Origin of the sequence: Arthrobacter sp. Leaf337, from assembly GCF_001423745.1 — a bacterium.
In the GTDB taxonomy this organism is placed as follows: domain Bacteria; phylum Actinomycetota; class Actinomycetes; order Actinomycetales; family Micrococcaceae; genus Arthrobacter.
Window position 1 is genome coordinate 230,371 of the sequence record NZ_LMPC01000002.1, and the last position, 16,867, is coordinate 247,237.

Genomic DNA, 16,867 nt, shown 5'->3' on the forward strand with positions numbered 1-16,867 from the left:
TAAGCCTCAGGCACTGCGTAGTCGCGAGTGGCCGGTACTTGACTGGGCACTCGTTTTTCACAGCGATTCCCCTTTGAACCGAGGGGTGACACCCGTTTCTCCCGTAACAAGAGGCACGTGCGCACGCTGCAGTGGCACTGCCCGCGCCGGCAAGACGGCCCGCCACAACGGCCCTTCGGCCGATACGCCATTCGGATGATATTTCCCCGGCGTTGTTTCGCCGAGGCAACGAATTTCGTAGAGTGGGAAGGCTGAGAGTGTCAGCCCCCGCTGCTATTACTTTCCTCCATACACTTCGCGCACTTTCCAAAGGACTCCCGGGCATGCTTGTCACCCTCATACGGCGCTACTCCAAGCCGTATTTGCCGTATATCGCGGCAGTCATTCTTTTCCAGCTGGCATCCACCATCGCGGCCCTCTACCTACCAAGCCTGAACGCACAGATCATCGACGAGGGAGTCTCCCGCGGCGATACCGACTACATCTGGAGGACGGGCGGGCTGATGCTCGGCGTTGCACTGGTCCAGGTGGCTACCGCCATCACCGGCGTCTACTTCGGTTCCAAGGCGGCCATGGCATTCGGCCGGGACCTCCGGCGCGGCGTCTTCCGCAAGGTGACCAGCTTTTCAGCCAAGGACGTCAATGTTTTCGGCGCGCCCACCCTGATCACGCGCGGCACGAACGATGTCCAGCAGGTGCAAATGCTCGTGCTGATGGGGCTGAACTTCATGGTGGCCACGCCCATCATGTGCATCGGCGGCATTGTCATGGCCTTGCGCGAGGACCTGAGCCTGTCCTGGCTGGTCTGGGTGTCCGTCCCTGTCCTGATTGCCGTCGTGGGCTACCTCGTGGTCCGCCTCATGCCGCTCTTCCGTTCCATGCAGACGAAAATCGACCGCATCAACGGCATTCTCCGCGAGCAGATCATCGGCATCCGCGTGGTCCGCGCCTTCGTCCGGGAACCGCACGAGACGGAGCGATTTGGCGGGGCCAACCGCGAACTCACCGATGTCTCGCTGAAAATTGGCTCCTTGTTCGTTCTGATGTTCCCGGCCATCGGGATGATCCTCCATGTCTCCACCGCAGCCGTGTTGTGGTTCGGCGGCCAACGGGTGGATGCCGGGGAGATGCAGGTCGGTTCCCTGACGGCCTTTCTGCAGTACCTCCTGCAGATCCTGATGGCGGTCATGATGGGCACGTTCATGGCCATGATGATTCCGCGGGCCTCGGTCTGTGCGGACCGCATCGGTGAGGTGCTCGACGTCGAACCCTCCATCCATGAACCGGAGGCGCCGGTGGCGCCCACCCACAGGACCGGTCGCGTGGAGTACCGCAATGTCTCGTTCGCATACCCCGGGGCCGAAGAACCCGTCCTGAGCAACATCAGCTTCACCGCCGAGCCCGGCCAGACCGTGGCCATTGTCGGTTCAACCGGCGCCGGCAAGACCAGCCTGCTGTCCCTGTTGCCGCGGCTTTACGATGTCGCGTCCGGCGAGGTGCTGCTCGACGGCGTCCCCATCACCAACCTTGAGCGTTCCGAAATCACCGGCCGGGTGGCCATGGTGCCGCAGCGGCCGTACCTCTTTTCCGGGACCATCGAGCACAACCTGCGGTTCGGCAAGACGGAGGCCACGGATCAGGAGCTGTGGGACGCGCTCACAGTGGCCCAGGCTGCTGACTTCGTCCGGGACAAGAAAAACGGGCTGGGGTCCCGGATCGCCCAGGGCGGCACCAACGTCTCGGGCGGCCAGCGCCAGCGCCTGTGCATCGCCGGGGCGTTGGTGACCCAGCCCAAGGTGTACTTGTTCGACGACTCCTTCTCGGCGCTCGACGTCGCCACGGACGCCCGGCTGCGCCGTGCGCTCAAGGCAAAGACGGCGGACGCCACCGTCATCATTGTGGGCCAGCGCGTGTCCACCATTGCCGATGCCGACCAGATCCTGGTGCTGGACAACGGCCGGATCGTGGACCGGGGAACGCACGATGAACTGCTGCTGAGTTCCACCACCTACCAGGAAATCGTCGAGTCCCAGCTGACTGCGGAGGAAGTGGCATGAGCACCAACGAAAAACTGGCGGCAGGCCAGGACACGGTTCCCGCGGAGGACGACGACTTCTACGAAGAGGAATACAAGCCCACGGAGGCCGACGGAGACATGTTCGGCGGGACGCCGGCGAAGAAGGCAGAGCACTTCTGGCCGTCCGCCAAGCGCCTGATGGGGTTGCTTAAGCCTGAGGCCGCCGGCATCGCCGTGGTCCTCGCAATGGTGACAGTCGCCGTCGTCCTGAACGTCGTTGCCCCCAAGATCCTGGGGCAGGCCATGGATGTCATCTTCGGGGGAGTAGTGGGCAAGCAGCTGCCCGCCGGAGTCAGCAAGGACCAGTTCGTCGACGGGCTGCGCGCCCAGGGCGACAACAACTTCGCGGACATGATCGCCAAGATGGAACTCGTTCCGGGTGTGGGAATCGACTTCCAGAAGCTGTCGTTCCTGATCAGCGTGGTGCTGGTGATGTACTTCGTGGCGAACATCTTCACCTGGCTGCAGGGCTATGTCTTGAACGTGCTCGTGATGCGGGTGGTGCGCCAACTGCGTGACGACACCGAGAAAAAGCTCAACCGGCTGCCGTTGAACTACTTCGACACCCGCCAGCGGGGCGACACCCTGTCCCGCGTCACCAACGACGTCGACAACATCCAGCAGGCGCTGCAGCAGGCCTTCGCGCAACTACTCAGTTCCGCGCTGACGGTGCTCGGCATCGTCATCATGATGTTCGTGGTGTCGTGGCAGCTGGCCCTCATCGCACTGGTTGCCCTCCCGCTGTCCGGCGTGGCCGCGGGCATCATCGGCTCGCGCAGCCAGAAGCTGTTCGCAGCGCAATGGAAAAACACCGGCCAGCTCAACGGCCAGATCGAGGAATCGTTCTCCGGTCACGACCTCGTGCGGGTCTTCGGCCGCGACGCGGACATCCTGGCAAGCTTCGATGAACGGAACGAAGCCCTCTACAAGGCCAGCTTCGGAGCCCAGTTCGTCTCAGGCATGATCATGCCGGTCATGCAGTTCGTCTCCTACCTCAGCTACGTGGGCATCGCGGTGGTCGGCGGATTGCGGGTGGCTTCCGGCGGCATGAGCCTGGGCGACGCCACCGCTTTCATCCAGTACTCCCGGGAGTTCACACAGCCGCTGGGCCAGATGGCAGGCATGGCCAACATGCTGCAGTCCGGCGTTGCCTCGGCAGAGCGCGTCTTCGAATTCCTGGATTCCGAGGAACAGGATGCCGAGACCGCCACCGAGCACCTGCCCGCCAAGACCGACGGCCACGTCGAGTTCAGGCACGTGACGTTCAGCTACTCCGCGGACAAGCCTTTGATCGAGGACCTTTCGTTCACCGCCGAGCCGGGTCATACCGTTGCAATCGTCGGGCCCACCGGCGCTGGCAAGACCACCCTGGTCAACCTGGTGATGCGGTTCTACGAGCTCAGTTCGGGAAGCATCACGTTGGACGGCGTGGATATCACCCACCTGAGCCGCTCCGAGCTGCGGGCCAAAGTGGGCATGGTGCTGCAGGACGCGTGGCTGTTCGGCGGCAGCATCTACGACAACATCAAATACGGAAACCTCAACGCCACCGAGGACCAAGTCATGGAGGCGGCCCGTGCAACGTTCGTTGACCGGTTCGTCCGGGCACTGCCGGACGGCTACGACACGGTCATTGATGAGGAAGGCAACAACGTCAGCGCAGGTGAGAAGCAGCTCATCACCATCGCACGGGCTTTTGTGGCCAACCCGTCCCTGCTCATCCTGGACGAGGCAACCAGTTCGGTGGACACGCGCACGGAAGTCCTGGTCCAGAAAGCCATGGCGGCCCTGCGGACGGACCGCACCAGCTTTGTGATTGCGCACCGGCTGTCCACCATCCGCGACGCCGACACCATCCTGGTCATGGAAGCCGGGCGGATCGTGGAACAGGGCAACCACCACGACCTGCTGGAGCTCAAGGGCGCCTACCACCGGCTTTACATGTCCCAGTTCGCCGGCGAGGATGCGGACGCCGCCTTGGCGGATTCCACGGACAACACGACGGCGGCCCGGAGTTGAGCGCCGCAGCCCGGCGCATCGAGGTCCAGGTGCCGATGCGCTGGGGAGACATGGATGCTTATGGTCACGTCAACAATGTGCAGATCGTGCGGATCCTGGAGGAAGCCCGAATCGCGGCCTTCGGACCGCCCCGCGGCGCCGGCCTGCCCGGCGTCGAGCCGCAGGTGTCCCTGTTCAACGACGTGGCAGAGGGCACCATGGCTTTGGTGGTGGAGCACAAGATCCGGTACGTCAGGACGCTCGACTACCGGAACGTTCCGGCTGTGGTCCAGCTGTGGATCGGCGCTGTCAAAGGTGCCAGCTTCGACATCCACTACCTGCTGCAGGACCCGGTGACTAGGGAGGACTGCGTCAAGGCCACCACGCATCTGGCCTTCGTGGATGAGGCTACCGGCCGGGTGCTGCGGCTGACTCCGGAACAGAAGGAGCGGCTGGCTCCGTTCACGGCCTGAGCCCAAAGCCCCTACCTTGGAGCGGGGCGGCGTCCCTATGATCGTCACACGGGGGCGCCAGAAAAACGCACCAACGGAACCAATCCACCAACGGAACAAGTCCACAAACGAGGGAGCATCGGCCATGGCCACTAAGAAAAAGAAGAAGTCCTGGAAGGAAATGCCGCCGCTGGCACGGTTCGGGACCCTGGTGGCAGCCGCCGTGCAGCTCTCCCTCCTGATCGCGGCCCAGCGGGACATTTCCCGGCGGCCCGCGGAGCAGATCCGCGGCAGCAAGGCGTTGTGGCGTGCTGTCACGCTGATCAACTTCGTCGGTCCGGGAAGCTACTTCGCGTTCGGTCGCAAGAACCTGCCCGCCAGCGCCAAGCGCTGACTCCCCGCATCAGCCTCCAACACATCGCAGCGCCCCCGCGGCATCAGGCCGTCCCGCGTCGCAACGCGGCTTAAGTCACTGAGTCGTTGCTCAGCCACGACTCGAGGTAGATGCGGTTCGTGGTGCTGTCCGGGAGGAGGATCCAGGCCCAGATGTAGAACGTGACGGCAGGGCCCGGTATCAGGGACAGCACCAGGAAGACGATCCTGGCTGCGTTGGGGTCCACTCCCAGCTTGGCTGCGATTCCGCCGCAGACGCCGCCGATCCACCTGTCCGGGCCGCGGCTAAGCCCGGTTGCCCGGATCGCAGCGAATGTTTTTTGGGTCAGGTCGTTAAAAGTCATGGCACGCTCCTCGTTGTGCGGCCAGACTATGGCCGTCCCTGCCGCACTTCCTAGGGCCGAAAGCCACGGATGCCGGCGGGCAATTGAAGCGGCATAGGAACCGGCAATTAAAGGCGGGGCCATGTAAACATACATAATGACCAAAGCCCTACCGGGCAGTAACTTATGGCGCCCCGTGGTGCTGCCGTTCAGGTTAAGCCTGTAAATTTGAAGGCATGACCCCAACCGCGAAGCCTGCCATGACCCGCGCCCCCGGAATCTCCAAGGAGATCGAGGACGCGGCGTGGTTTGTCCTCGGGGCAGGCCTGCAGAGAAAGCCGTCAGCGCTGGACGGACGGACCCAGACGTGGACCACCGCAGCTGCCGCCGAACTGCTGGAACGGCTGGAGCGGGGCGTCGCGGATTCCAAGGCGCCCATGATGACCAATCTGCGGCAAAACCTCTCGGATGCCTCCCGCGCAGCCAAGCAGCTGGCGGTCGAGTTGCTGTTCCTCCAGTCGCTGCCGCTGGCGCACGAGGTCAAGTCGCTGAAGGTCAAACGTGCCCGCGTGGCCGAGGCGGCCTCCTGGCTGGAGCCGCCTCTGGAACTTCCGGAGGAACTCTACGAGGGCATGACGGACCACGGCGTCATCCGCGACCGCACCGCCGAATTTAACTGGACCATCTGGGACCACCTGAAGTGGCTGTGCCGGTTTGTGCAGCATGTTGACCAGCAGTCCACGAATGCCGTGACCAAGGCGTTGAAGGACCCCCTCGCGTTCCATCAGCTCGCGTCGGGAACCCCGGATGACCAGCCGGCCATCCGCCGGAGCATCGAGTACCTGGCCTGGCCAAGCTACTTCGAGCCGGTGGTGGCGGACGTGGAGCGGCAGGAAATCCGGGACGCGTTCGCTTCCCTGGTGGGCGGCGCCAAGGGCGATAGCGAAGCCGAAATTACCGCTGACATCCACCGTATCCGCCTCTACCTCGACAAGCAGGCAGGCCAGCGCATCGACTGGTACGCCCGCCAGCTGGTGAGCCAGTGGCGCAAGGTGGGGGACCCGGGCCGCCGTGCCTGGCTCCTGCGCACGCACCATGACGTGAAGGACCTCCTGGCGGCGTGGCACGGGGAGGAGAAAGTGACGCTCGACGTCGAGCATCTGCGCCTCCTGGATGCCGGGGTCACCGCGGGCGTCGTGCAGCACGCCGTGGATGAGGACTACAAGCACCTGGGCTACGTGGAGCGCGAGGACAACAAGACCGCCGTATTTGCCTTCCTCACCGTTATGAAACCGGGGGACCTGGTCCTGTACCAGCACGCCGGCGCCGTCCGACTGGGCGGGGTGCTGGGCGAGCCCGAGCATAACGAGGACAACCGCCGGATGCGCCGCAAGGTCCGCTGGTTCGACGACGCGCACAGCACGGCGGACCTTCCGCGCCACGTCCAGCGCCAGCTGGCCACGCCCGGAGTCATCGTCGATGTCACCCGGGTAGTGCAGGCGCTGCAGGCGCTGCTGCCCGCCGAAGCGGAAGCGGAGGCCGACGACGCCGCCGAGCCGGCCGCCGTCGTCGAGCCCGTTCCGGAAGGGTTCCGCCCGCTGACGGAACAATTCGCCGCGTCCTTGCACATGGACCTGGAGCCGCTGCAGGAAATCGCCGAACTCCTGGAGGAGAACCGGCAGTTGGTGCTCTACGGCCCGCCCGGAACAGGCAAGACGTACCTTGCCAAGCACCTCGCGGCCGAACTTGCCGGGGACAGCACCGACGAGCGCGTCAAACTGGTGCAGTTCCACCCGTCGTACGCCTATGAGGACTTCTTTGAAGGCTTCCGGCCGGACAAGACGGACGAGGGGCAGGTGTCCTTCAAGCTGGTGGCCGGCCCACTGCGCCGCCTTGCGGAAGAGGCTGCCAAGCCTGGCAACGAGAACAAGCCCTACTTCCTGATCATCGATGAAATGAACCGTGCCAACCTAGCCAAGGTGTTCGGCGAGCTGTACTTCCTGCTTGAATACCGCGATGACCGGATATACCTGCAGTACAGCCCCAACGAGCCGTTCACGCTGCCGGACAACCTGTACATCATCGGGACCATGAACACCGCGGACCGGTCCATCGCCATGATGGACGCGGCCATCCGCCGGCGCTTCTCCTTCATCGAGCTGCATCCCAAGACCGAACCGGTGAAGGGGTCCTTGCTCCGCTTCCTGCAGGCCCGGAACCTGGACACCACCCCGGCACTCCTCCTCGACGCCCTCAACGACGCGATTGACGAGTGGGACCGCGACCTCATGATCGGGCCGTCGTACTTCATGAAGAAGGCCGCCCAGACTCCCTCCGGCCTGCGCCGGATCTGGAAATACGAGCTCATGCCGCTCCTTGAAGAGCACTACCATGGCCAGCTGAACCGGGCACAGCTGCAGGAGCGCTTCGGACTGGAGCAGCTGCTGGGCCGCCTTGCGTCCCGCTAACGAATTGCTGCCGGCTAAGGGCTTGGGGCCCGCCGTCGCCATGCCGCCACCGCCGGCGAGGCCGCCTTCCAGTGCCGGCAAGGCCGTCCGCCACATTGTCCTGGACGAGCTGTCCGGCGGTGTGGTGGACAAGCTTGACGCCGCCAGTGCAGCGTTCCTGAACGCCAGCGGCCTGGCCAAGGCGTCCCCCATGGGCATGGGCCTGTTCAGGATCGAGCCGGTAGGCATGGTGGGCTCCGTGCGGACGCCCACGGTGCAGCTGGAAGTGCGGCCCAAGGACCGGCTGGGCATCAGCCGGCTGCTGTTCCTCCTCAGCTATGCCGGGAACCAGGGCTTCCGCGACGACCCCGTGGCCGCCGTCGAGGATTCGGACCTGTGGAGCGCGCTGGCCGAATCGCTGGCACAGCTGGCGGACAGGGCCTTGAGCCGCGGCGTCCTGCAGGGCTACCTCACCGTGGACGAATCGCTGCGGACGGTGAAAGGCAGGATCCGGATCTCGGACCAGATCTCGCGACGCCCCGGAATGCTGGTGCCGCTAGAAGTCTCCTATGACGAATTCACCGAAGACATCGCCGAGAACCGCATCCTGCGGGCCGCCCTGGAGCGCATGGCCCAGGTTCCGCGCGTGCGGCCTGACGTCCAGAGCCGCCTGCGGCAGCTGAAAGGAAAGCTCGACGCTGTCACGCGGCTTCAGTCCGGAGCGCCGCTGCCGCCGTGGCAGGCCACGAGAATGAACGCCCGGTACCATGCGGTGCTCCGCCTCTCCGAAGTGATCCTGCGCAACGCCTCAGCCGAAGCCGGCGACGGAAAGCAACAGACGGCGTCGTTCGTCGTGGACATGGGCCAGGTGTTCGAAGACTTTGTGGGCACTGCCCTCCGCGAAGCCATGGCCGCATATCCAGGCGAGATGCGGCTGCAGTACAACGCACTGCTGAACGAGGCAGTGCGCGACTCCGACCGGCTCACGGTGAATCCGGACGCAGTCCACCTCCTGGGCGGCCGCCCCGTGGTGGTCTACGACACGAAATACCGGGCGGCTACGGACCAGGGCGCGTCATTGTCCGCGGACCACTTCCAGATGCTGGCCTACTGCACGGCCCTACGCGTCCCCACTGCCTGGCTTGTGTACGCAGGCTCGGGGGAAATGAAACTCCGCCGCATCCTTCACACGGACATCGACGTGGTGGAGTACCCGCTTGATCTGTCCCTGCCGCCGTCGGACATCCTGGCAGCTGTTGCTGACCTGGCACAGCAGTCCTGGGGCGAAGTGGTGCGGCAGGCAGGACTTAATCAATGATTGCGGGCGCGGAGCGGCCCGGCATTGACATGAGGTGCATGAGCAAGGCCCTCTCAGGGTTGCCTCGGTTTTTGTTGAGGCAACGGCGCAGCTGATTGCGGATTTCCGACCCTTCCGGATCGTTGTCCATCAGGATTGCATTAATGATTTCCCACGACTGGTGGCGAATCGGCTCAAGATTCACGCGCCCGCGGACGGGCCCCCCAACGGCATGGATCCCGGACCGCGCCGGCCACGGATTCCCCTGATGGGACTCTGCGGCTGACAGCAATTTCTTCGGCATCTCTTACCCTCCTGTGGCACAAGCGCTCTGGCTCAAACGCTGGGAATTCGACCGACCGGAATGTAGAGAATTTTACCTCAGACAGACAAGTCTGTCTCCCCTTTGCGCTAGACTATTTGTAATGAACCCCACGCCAGACCCCGCAGTGATTCAGCCTGCACCGGTACAGCCTGCCCCGGTGGGCGAGGTTGCGATTGGTGCTGCCGACGCGAGGCAACGGATCGTTGATACGGCGTACCAGCTGTTCGCGCGCCGGGGTATCCGCGATGTGGGCGTCAACGAGCTGATCAGCAGCGCCGGCGTGGCCAAGGCAACCTTCTACCGGCACTTTGCCTCCAAGGATGAGCTGGTGCTTGCCTTCCTGGAACAGCGCGACCGCGTCTGGACCGTGGACATGATCGTCGCGGACGCGCGCCGCCGCGGCAGCACGCCCGCCGAGCAGCTGCTTGCAATCTTCGACGTCTTCGGCGACTGGTTCCGGCGCGACGATTTCGAGGCGTGCTCCTTCATCAACATCCTGCTGGAAATGGGCGCGAACCATCCGCTGGGGCGGGCAAGCATTGACTACCTCGCCAGGATCCGCGGCCACGTCCAGCAGCTCGCCGAGGAGGCGGGACTCCGCGACACCGAGGATTTCTCCCGCTCGTGGCACATCCTCATGAAGGGGTCCATCATCTCCGCCACGGAAGGCGATACCGGCGCCGCCAAGCGTGCGCAGGCGATGGCCCGGACGTTGATTGAGCAGTACCGGCCACAAGGCTGACCGTGGGCGGCAGGCTGACCGTGGGCGTGCCTCTGCCCGCGTGCCGGACGCTAAACCGGCACCCTAACTGTGAACGTGGTTCCTTCTCCCAGTGCGCTGCGAAGCTGGATGGTCCCGCCGTGCGCTTCAACAATCGCTTTGCTGATGGGCAGGCCCAGCCCCACTCCCGGGATGGAAGTGTTCCGCACGTTGCTGGTCCGGAAGAATTTCGTAAACACCTCCGCCTGATCCTTGTCGCTCATGCCCATGCCCGTATCGCTTACCTCGCACACCAGTTCCGGTCCCTCTGAGTCCAGCGACACCACAACGTCGCCGCCGTTTGGCGAGTACTTGATTGCGTTGGACACGAGGTTATCCAGTACCTGCGACATGCGCCCTGAATCCACGTGTGCCTCGAGTCGTTCAGGAGCGTCGGCATGGAGCCGCACCTTCGCTGCGGCGGCGCGGGGGAGCGCAGCACTAATGCTCGCCCGTACGAGTTCCGCCACGTTTACCGCCTGCGGGCTGACGATGAGCTGCCCGCTCCGGCTGGCTAGCAGGTCCGACACCAGCCCGAGCAGCCGCTCGGAGTTCCGCCGGATGATCATGAGCGCGTCACGGTGCGGAGCGCCCATGCCGTCATGATCGTCCAGCAGCAGTTCCACGTAGCCCAGGATCGAGGTTAGCGGAGTGCGGAATTCGTGGGAAACATTGGCCACGAAGTCGTCCTTGGCGGCCAGGGCGTTGACCAGGTCGGTGACGTCGCTGAACACAATCACCGATCCGGCGAAGGCGCCGTCCGGGTCCCGCATGGCGCGGGCGCTGGTGGTGATGGCACGCTGGTCACTGCCGCTGCCAAGCCACACCAGATTGTCCGTGAAACTTTCGCCCATCACCGCGCGGCGGACCGGCCGCTGTTCGACCGGGACGGTGGTGGTCCGGTCCGCTTGGAACACCAGGAGCTGGGATTCGTTGGGGTCGCTGTTTCCCGCCGGCGTAGCGAGCCGGTGGTTTTCCCGTTGTTTGCGGTTCATCAGGATGTCGTGCCCGTCGGCATCGACGGCCAGGACGCCCATGTGCACCGTTTCCAGCACAGAATTAAGCAGTTCCTCCTGCCGTTTGCTCTCCTTGAGAGTGACCCGCAGCTGGGCGTCCTTCTCTTCCAGGTCCCGTTGCTGCCGGACCATGCTGAGCGTCAAAACGCTCACCGATACGCCGATCCCCAACATCATCACCGGCAGCAGCAGCGTCCGCGCCAGGTCCTGCCCGGTGACGTCGCCGCGAAGGAACAACGGCACCCAGATAATGCCCAGGGGGCCGAGGAAAGAAACCAGGAGGGAAGTCCTGGGGTACAGCCCTGAGGCACACAGCCAGATGACGGGAAAGACGGCCAGCAAGCTGATACCCGTCAGGCTCTCCTGCCCGCCCTCCCTGCCTAGTGCGATCGAGATGAAGTCAAGGATGGGAATGATCAGGAAGCTGGTGAACGGCAACCTCTCCCAGGGCGTGAAGTAGCACAGTGCCAGGATCAGGACCTGCGTGGCCAGGAAGGCGAGGAACAGGGGATTACCCAGCGTGACCGGAAAAAACAACAACATCAGGACGGCCGTAAGCGCCGCCGTGATGGACAGCGGCATCTGGCTCAACGTGACCCGTCCCCGCAGAGAGTACTCGTGAAACGGCCGGCGGAAGAAGAGAATCCGGCCCGACTTGATGTCCCAGGTGACGTTGCCGCTCATGGCCGGCTGAATTTCGACGTGCGGTTTACTGGACGCATACCCCCACGATATCCGGCGAGCGCTATACTTCTGACGGTATCGAGCGGACTGAGGGGGCTGCGATGAGTGAATCACGTGTGGGTCTGGTAATCGAGGATGATCACGACATCCGTGAACTGGTGCGGGTTGTGCTTGTCCAGGCCGGGTTCGATGTCCAAGTGGCCAGTAGCGGGGCTGCGGGCGTGGTTGCTGCCAAGGAACTTAATCCGGCAGTCATCACCTTGGACCTGGGCCTCCCTGATATCGACGGCTTTGAAGTCGCGCGCCAGATCAGGGAGTTTTCCGACGCGTATATTGTGATGCTGACCGCCCGCGCCGAGGAATTGGACACCCTCATCGGGCTGGAATCGGGGGCGGACGACTACCTGACGAAGCCCTTCCGTCCCCGCGAACTGCGCGCGCGAGTCGCCGCCATGATGCGCCGTCCGCGTTCGACGTCGGACTCCTCCTCCGGGGGCAAGGCACCTGCCGTCGCCGCCGGCAACGGCCGGACGCTGACGCACAACGGGCTCGAGTTCAGTTACGAAGCACGGACCGTGAGCGTAGACGGACGCGAATTGCACCTGACACGCACCGAGTTCGACCTGCTGCACGCCCTTCTCGAGGCGGGCCGCATGGTGCGCACCAAATCCGAACTGGTGAAGCGGCTGCGCGACGAACCGTACGACGTCGGGGGCTACATCTCCGAGGCGGACGAGCGGTCCGTGGAAGTGCACATGGGCAACCTCCGCAAGAAGCTGGGCGATAGCCCGCAGAACCCCCGCTGGCTGCAGACTGTGCGCGGTGTGGGTTACCGGCTGGCTCCTGCCGAACGCTGAAACCCGGAGCTGAACCCGGGGACCTGGCTTGGTGGCGCCGCGGAGGGCTATTGGGCTGGGGCTAGGCCGCTGCGGCCGCCGAGAGGCCGGCCACGGTCTGGTCGGTGCACGCGTCCATGCTTTCCAGGAGCGCGAGCTGAATCCGTGGCGGCTGCGCTGGCACGGCTTCCGGATGGGATTCCAAATGCTTCAGGATGGTTTCGAGCTCATCCGCGAGCCTGCTCAGGTACGCCGCCCCCACCATCATGCTGGAGGTCTTCACGCTCAGCACCGCATCCATGGCTGCGTCGACGTCCATGGCCTCCACAGCGTGGCGGAGCCGGTCGAGCCGTCGGGGTAATTGCTGGATGTAGCTATTCACGAACACGGTGCAGTACTCGGCGTCGGGCTCAAGCTCACAGCGGAGTGTTTGCAGAACGGAGGGGTCCACGTACGGCTGGCCGGCGCCATCCTGTCCATCCATTGGACACCCCTTCCCTTGGGCCTGCACAACCGGGATAACGGGTGCGGACACATCCTTGCCTCTTTTACAGTAGGGCTCCCACGGGCGTGGAATGCGCTTTCCGGAAAAATTTGCGCCAATCTTGATCGGGGGAGGCCGGTTGAGCTTTAGGATCGGGACAAGTGTCTGCCGGCACTGAACTGACCTGTGGCTTCTCGGGCCACCAGCCGATTGCGGGGACCGCTGTGTTCAGGATCGTGAAAATGCTTGTTTCGGGGCTGGTGATGGGACTGGGCCTCAGCCTGGCGGCCATCCAGCCCGTCCAGGCAGCACCGGCTGCGGCCCAGGTGTACCTGAACCCGAATACCGGGCCCGTCGGCTCGGCGGTGACAGTCAGCGGAACCGGGTTCAAGGCGTCCACCACGGGAACCGTGATCGTTGGCTCCACCACGTTTTCGTTCAAGACTGCGGCATCCGGTACCTTCAGCGCCTCAATCACCATCCCCGCGGCGGTTGCCGGACCGTTGACCATCACGGCGAAAACCTCCTCCATTAAGTCCTCTTCTGTGTTTACCGTGACTTCTTCCGCCCCCGCGATCCCTCCGATCAGCACGGCGGCGCTCCGCTTTGGGGCGGCCACGCCGGGCGGCCCGCTGGCTGGTGCCGAGCTGGATGAAGTGGCGCGGATTTCGGGGGAGAGTCCGTCCACCGTGCTGTTCTACGAGGACTTCCAGCAACCCCCGCCCCTCGCGGAGATGAATGCAGTGCGGGCACGCGGAGCCGTCCCCTTGATCACGTGGGAACCCTGGGCGTGGGGCGGCGGCCTGACGCAGCCCGCGTACGCCCTGGACAGGATCGCCGCGGGCGACTTTGATGCCTACATAACGCAGTGGGGGCAGGCGCTGGCGTCCTGGGGCCAGCCGGTCCAGCTCCGGTTCGCCCACGAGATGAACGGCAACTGGTACCCGTGGGCGGAGGGTGTGAACGGCAACCAGCCCGGCGACTACGTACAGGCGTGGCGGCATGTGCACGACGTCGTTGCAGCAACCGGCGCCAGCAACGTGGCCTGGGTTTGGAGCCCGAACGTTCCGTATTTTGGTTCCACTGATCTTGCCGGGCTGTTCCCGGGCGCCGCCTACGTGAACGTTGTTGCACTCGACGGATATAACTGGGGAACCTCGGCGTCGTGGAGTAGTTGGATGTCGCCGCAGGATCTATTTGCGCCCGGCATAGCGCAATTGCGGACACTTGCGCCCGGGCTCCCGATCCTGATCGCCGAGACCGCGTCTGCCGAGGCCGGCGGTTCCAAAGCGCAGTGGAATACGGATCTGGTGAGCTACCTCGCAGCCCAGCCGGACGTGGTGGGCTTCGTCTGGTTCCATCTGCAGAAGGAAACGGACTGGCGCATCAACAGCAGTGACACGTCGGCGGCAGCGTTCAACGCTGCATTGGCGGCCCGCCGCGCGTCGTAGTCCGGTTGCTGGGGCGGAGTACGGCCCGCGTCAGGCGAGGAACTGCTCCAGCTGTTCTTCCAAGGCAGAGGCGTCCTTGAGCTCGCACTCCCAAACAGTGAGTACTTTCCAGCCGGAAGCTTCCAAGAGCCGGCGCTGTTCGGCGTCGCGGTTCCTGGTGCGGGTTCGTTTCGCCTCCCAGAACTCCGCGTTTGCCTTGGGAGCGTGCTGCCCGGCCTTGCAGTCGTGGAAATGCCAGAAGCAGCCGTTGACAAAGATGACCTTGTGCCGTCCCGCGAACACCAGATCAGGATTGCCCGGGAGTTTGCCGCCGCGGGCGCTGCCGTGCAACCGGTATCGGTAGCCCTTGGCATGCAGCAGGCTCCGCACGAGCAGCTCCGGCTTGGTGTTCTTGCCCCGGATCCTGGACATGTTCCAGCTGCGCCGTTCGGGAGTCAGCTGGTCAGCCATGAATTAAGTCTAGGCGGCCGCAGTCCCTAGATTTCGCGCTCCGGATGTTCCCCGAACTGGAAGTGCCGTCCGCTGACGGAAACTGGTTCGATCTCGACGTAGAAGTCCTTCAGCGTGGGCACCCAGGGCTTCAAGCCGAGCGATTCCGCCACCGCGATGTCGGCTGACTGGTCGAGGACCCGCGCTGTTCCGCGAAGCACCACGGACCAGGCCTCATCTGACATGATGCCGTCTGTCTCAAAGAGGACTTTAGCGTTGATGGTCAGCTCTGCAAGCTTGTTTCCCGGAGCTGTCCGGAGATACAGTTTGCGGTTGCCCACGGCGTAGTTGACCGGGAAGATATCCGGTTCGCCGCTCACAGTCACGACCAGCCGGCCGTGTTTGGTGCCCTCCAGGAGCTTCCACGACTGGTCATCGTCAAGGTTCAGAATGGGTTTGCCGTCTTCGTGTGTGAACATCATGAGCCTTATTGTTCAGCCGGCGGCGGGCAAAGGCCAGTGTCTTAAGCACGCATTCTCGTTTCGGTGACACCGTGCCGGGAGCATTCGGCGCTCCAGCCGAGCGGTGTCACCTGGACCTTCATGCGGCGCCGGCAGGCGCCGCAGTACCGCGGCGGCTCCAGCGTGAGTTGCTCGCCGCAGCGGAGGTGAACTCCCGACGGCGGACCGTCACCGCCGTCGGACGGCTCGCCGCAGTGGCCGCAAAACTTAGCGGTGGCTGCGTCTGTCGGGTTGCCGGCGGTTGAGCGGCCGGTGGATGAAACCCTGTTCATAGTGTCTTCTGGAGTTCTTTGATGGGCATGTTCAGCTCGACGAGGAGGTTGAGGTCGGCGGTGGCGGGGCGGCCGAGGGTGGTGAGGTAGTTGCCGACGATGACGGCGTTGATACCGCCCATGAGGCCTTCGCGGGTGCCGAGGTCGCCGAGNATAGTCAGGGCGCAAGAGCTGTGCCGCCGAAGGGAGGTTGAGGTCGGCGGTGGCGGGGCGGCCGAGGGTGGTGAGGTAGTTGCCGACGATGACGGCGTTGATACCGCCCATGAGGCCTTCGCGGGTGCCGAGGTCGCCGAGGGTGAGTTCCCGGCCGCCGGCGTAGCGCAGGACGGTGCGGGGCATGGCGAGGCGGAACGCGGCAATGGCGCGCAGGGCGTCCTTGCCGTCCATGATGCCCTGGTTTTCGAGCGGGGTGCCGGGGCGGGGGTTGAGGAAGTTSAGGGGGACTTCGTGGGGTTCGAGGGCGGCGAGCTGGGCGGCGAGTTCGGCGCGCTGTTCCAGGGTTTCGCCCATGCCGATCAGGGCACCGCAGCACAGTTCCATGCCGGCGGCCTTGACCATGTTGNAGGGGGACTTCGTGGGGTTCGAGGGCGGCGAGCTGGGCGGCGAGTTCGGCGCGCTGTTCCAGGGTTTCGCCCATGCCGATCAGGGCACCGCAGCACAGTTCCATGCCGGCGGCCTTGACCATGTTGCAGGTCTCCAGGCGTTCTTCGTAACTGTGGGTGGTGACKACTTCGGGGAAGTAGCTGCGGGCTGTTTCGAGGTTGTGGTTGTAGCGGTGCACGCCCCACTCRGCGAGCTGGTCCACCTGGCGCTGGGTGAGCATGCCCAGGGAACAGGCGATGTTGATGTCCACGGCTTCGTTGATGCKGTCGATCGCGAACTTGATCTGGTTCATGAGCTTGATGTCGGGGCCGCGGACGGCGGCGACGATGCAGAACTCGGTGGCTCCGGTGGCGGCGGTTTCCTTGGCGGCCTTGACGAGCTCCGGGATGTCGAGCCAGACGCCTCTTACCGGGCTGTCAAAGAGGCCGGACTGGCTGCAGAAGTGGCAGTCCTCGGGGCAGCCGCCGGTCTTGATCGAGATGATGCCCTCGACCTCGAC

16 protein-coding genes and 2 pseudogenes are annotated in these 16,867 nt (G+C 64.3%); 9 read left to right on the forward strand and 9 right to left on the reverse strand.

Annotated features, from left to right (window positions below; translation table 11 throughout):
- Positions 1-323: 323 nt before the first annotated feature.
- The 4 genes from ASF98_RS04095 (at position 324) to ASF98_RS04110 (ending at position 4,921) form a co-directional block, all read left to right on the forward strand.
- The gene (locus tag ASF98_RS04095) at positions 324-2,057 is read left to right on the forward strand and encodes an ABC transporter ATP-binding protein (RefSeq protein WP_055797777.1); all 1,734 of its coding nucleotides are present in this window, start codon (positions 324-326) and stop codon (positions 2,055-2,057) included.
- On the forward strand, positions 2,054-4,096 hold the full coding sequence (locus ASF98_RS04100; RefSeq protein WP_055797779.1) for an ABC transporter ATP-binding protein: 2,043 nt from the start codon (positions 2,054-2,056) through the stop codon (positions 4,094-4,096). Before ASF98_RS04095 ends, ASF98_RS04100 begins: the two co-directional genes overlap by 4 nt.
- Positions 4,097-4,131: 35 nt before the next feature.
- Entirely contained in the window at positions 4,132-4,548 is a 417-nt protein-coding gene (locus tag ASF98_RS04105) for an acyl-CoA thioesterase (RefSeq protein ID WP_055797889.1), read from the forward strand.
- A gap of 124 nt (positions 4,549-4,672) precedes the next feature.
- Positions 4,673-4,921, forward strand: a complete 249-nt coding sequence (locus ASF98_RS04110) for a hypothetical protein (RefSeq protein WP_055797782.1) — start codon at positions 4,673-4,675, stop codon at positions 4,919-4,921.
- Between the two features lie 70 nt (positions 4,922-4,991).
- Here the strand turns inward: ASF98_RS04110 and ASF98_RS04115 are convergent, their stop codons facing one another.
- Complete coding sequence (locus ASF98_RS04115; RefSeq protein ID WP_055797784.1) at positions 4,992-5,264, reverse strand: PspC domain-containing protein; 273 nt, start codon at positions 5,262-5,264, stop codon at positions 4,992-4,994.
- A gap of 215 nt (positions 5,265-5,479) precedes the next feature.
- On the opposite strand from ASF98_RS04115, the gene ASF98_RS04120 reads away from it, so the two are divergent.
- Together ASF98_RS04120 and ASF98_RS04125 are read left to right on the forward strand one after the other, a co-directional pair.
- Positions 5,480-7,711, forward strand: a complete 2,232-nt coding sequence (locus ASF98_RS04120) for an McrB family protein (RefSeq protein WP_055797787.1) — start codon at positions 5,480-5,482, stop codon at positions 7,709-7,711.
- Between the two features lie 40 nt (positions 7,712-7,751).
- Positions 7,752-9,008 (forward strand): McrC family protein, encoded by a 1,257-nt coding sequence (locus ASF98_RS04125; protein WP_200939298.1) that lies wholly within the window; start codon positions 7,752-7,754, stop codon positions 9,006-9,008.
- Here ASF98_RS04125 and ASF98_RS04130 read toward each other — a convergent pair.
- Entirely contained in the window at positions 8,998-9,291 is a 294-nt protein-coding gene (locus ASF98_RS04130; protein ID WP_055797792.1) for a hypothetical protein, read from the reverse strand. The genes ASF98_RS04125 and ASF98_RS04130 overlap by 11 nt on opposite strands.
- Positions 9,292-9,412: 121 nt before the next feature.
- Here ASF98_RS04130 and ASF98_RS04135 point away from each other — a divergent pair, with 121 nt between their 5' ends.
- The gene (locus tag ASF98_RS04135; RefSeq protein WP_055797795.1) at positions 9,413-10,054 is read left to right on the forward strand and encodes a TetR/AcrR family transcriptional regulator; all 642 of its coding nucleotides are present in this window, start codon (positions 9,413-9,415) and stop codon (positions 10,052-10,054) included.
- Between the two features lie 50 nt (positions 10,055-10,104).
- Here ASF98_RS04135 and ASF98_RS04140 read toward each other — a convergent pair whose 3' ends face one another.
- Positions 10,105-11,772, reverse strand: coding sequence for an ATP-binding protein (locus ASF98_RS04140; RefSeq protein ID WP_055797798.1), 1,668 nt, complete (start codon positions 11,770-11,772; stop codon positions 10,105-10,107).
- Positions 11,773-11,873: 101 nt separating this feature from the next.
- Here ASF98_RS04140 and ASF98_RS04145 point away from each other — a divergent pair, with 101 nt between their 5' ends.
- Entirely contained in the window at positions 11,874-12,629 is a 756-nt protein-coding gene (locus tag ASF98_RS04145) for a response regulator transcription factor (RefSeq protein WP_200939295.1), read from the forward strand.
- A 61-nt stretch (positions 12,630-12,690) separates the two neighbouring features.
- Here ASF98_RS04145 and ASF98_RS04150 read toward each other — a convergent pair whose 3' ends face one another.
- Entirely contained in the window at positions 12,691-13,092 is a 402-nt protein-coding gene (locus ASF98_RS04150; RefSeq protein ID WP_055797801.1) for an Hpt domain-containing protein, read from the reverse strand.
- A gap of 242 nt (positions 13,093-13,334) precedes the next feature.
- Between ASF98_RS04150 and ASF98_RS04155 the strand changes: the two genes are divergently transcribed.
- Positions 13,335-14,543, forward strand: a complete 1,209-nt coding sequence (locus ASF98_RS04155; RefSeq protein ID WP_055797900.1) for a glycoside hydrolase family 26 protein — start codon at positions 13,335-13,337, stop codon at positions 14,541-14,543.
- A 30-nt stretch (positions 14,544-14,573) separates the two neighbouring features.
- On the opposite strand, the gene ASF98_RS04160 is transcribed toward ASF98_RS04155, so the two are convergent.
- The 5 genes and pseudogenes from ASF98_RS04160 to bioB all read right to left on the reverse strand — a co-directional run.
- On the reverse strand, positions 14,574-14,993 hold the full coding sequence (locus ASF98_RS04160; RefSeq protein ID WP_055797805.1) for a very short patch repair endonuclease: 420 nt from the start codon (positions 14,991-14,993) through the stop codon (positions 14,574-14,576).
- A 26-nt stretch (positions 14,994-15,019) separates the two neighbouring features.
- Positions 15,020-15,454: a pyridoxamine 5'-phosphate oxidase family protein gene (locus tag ASF98_RS04165; protein WP_055797808.1), complete on the reverse strand. Its 435-nt coding sequence runs from the start codon at positions 15,452-15,454 to the stop codon at positions 15,020-15,022.
- 41 nt (positions 15,455-15,495) lie between these two features.
- Entirely contained in the window at positions 15,496-15,765 is a 270-nt protein-coding gene (bsaP, locus tag ASF98_RS24015) for a biotin synthase auxiliary protein BsaP (protein ID WP_055797903.1), read from the reverse strand.
- A 153-nt stretch (positions 15,766-15,918) separates the two neighbouring features.
- Positions 15,919-16,327 (reverse strand): annotated as a pseudogene (locus ASF98_RS04175) (biotin synthase BioB); the annotation flags it as partial.
- A 1-nt stretch (position 16,328) separates the two neighbouring features.
- Positions 16,329-16,867: pseudogene (gene bioB, locus ASF98_RS04180) on the reverse strand (biotin synthase BioB); the annotation flags it as partial.

Coding starts and splice junctions, on each gene's coding strand:
- ASF98_RS04095 (WP_055797777.1), top strand. CDS start 324: ATGCTTGTCACCCTCATACGGCGCTACTCCAAGCCGTATTTGCCGTAT.
- ASF98_RS04100 (WP_055797779.1), top strand. CDS start 2,054: ATGAGCACCAACGAAAAACTGGCGGCAGGCCAGGACACGGTTCCCGCG.
- ASF98_RS04105 (WP_055797889.1), top strand. CDS start 4,132: ATGCGCTGGGGAGACATGGATGCTTATGGTCACGTCAACAATGTGCAG.
- ASF98_RS04110 (WP_055797782.1), top strand. CDS start 4,673: ATGGCCACTAAGAAAAAGAAGAAGTCCTGGAAGGAAATGCCGCCGCTG.
- ASF98_RS04115 (WP_055797784.1), bottom strand. CDS start 5,264: ATGACTTTTAACGACCTGACCCAAAAAACATTCGCTGCGATCCGGGCA.
- ASF98_RS04120 (WP_055797787.1), top strand. CDS start 5,480: ATGACCCCAACCGCGAAGCCTGCCATGACCCGCGCCCCCGGAATCTCC.
- ASF98_RS04125 (WP_200939298.1), top strand. CDS start 7,752: ATGCCGCCACCGCCGGCGAGGCCGCCTTCCAGTGCCGGCAAGGCCGTC.
- ASF98_RS04130 (WP_055797792.1), bottom strand. CDS start 9,291: ATGCCGAAGAAATTGCTGTCAGCCGCAGAGTCCCATCAGGGGAATCCG.
- ASF98_RS04135 (WP_055797795.1), top strand. CDS start 9,413: ATGAACCCCACGCCAGACCCCGCAGTGATTCAGCCTGCACCGGTACAG.
- ASF98_RS04140 (WP_055797798.1), bottom strand. CDS start 11,772: ATGAGCGGCAACGTCACCTGGGACATCAAGTCGGGCCGGATTCTCTTC.
- ASF98_RS04145 (WP_200939295.1), top strand. CDS start 11,874: ATGAGTGAATCACGTGTGGGTCTGGTAATCGAGGATGATCACGACATC.
- ASF98_RS04150 (WP_055797801.1), bottom strand. CDS start 13,092: ATGGATGGACAGGATGGCGCCGGCCAGCCGTACGTGGACCCCTCCGTT.
- ASF98_RS04155 (WP_055797900.1), top strand. CDS start 13,335: ATGCTTGTTTCGGGGCTGGTGATGGGACTGGGCCTCAGCCTGGCGGCC.
- ASF98_RS04160 (WP_055797805.1), bottom strand. CDS start 14,993: ATGGCTGACCAGCTGACTCCCGAACGGCGCAGCTGGAACATGTCCAGG.
- ASF98_RS04165 (WP_055797808.1), bottom strand. CDS start 15,454: ATGATGTTCACACACGAAGACGGCAAACCCATTCTGAACCTTGACGAT.
- bsaP (WP_055797903.1), bottom strand. CDS start 15,765: ATGAACAGGGTTTCATCCACCGGCCGCTCAACCGCCGGCAACCCGACA.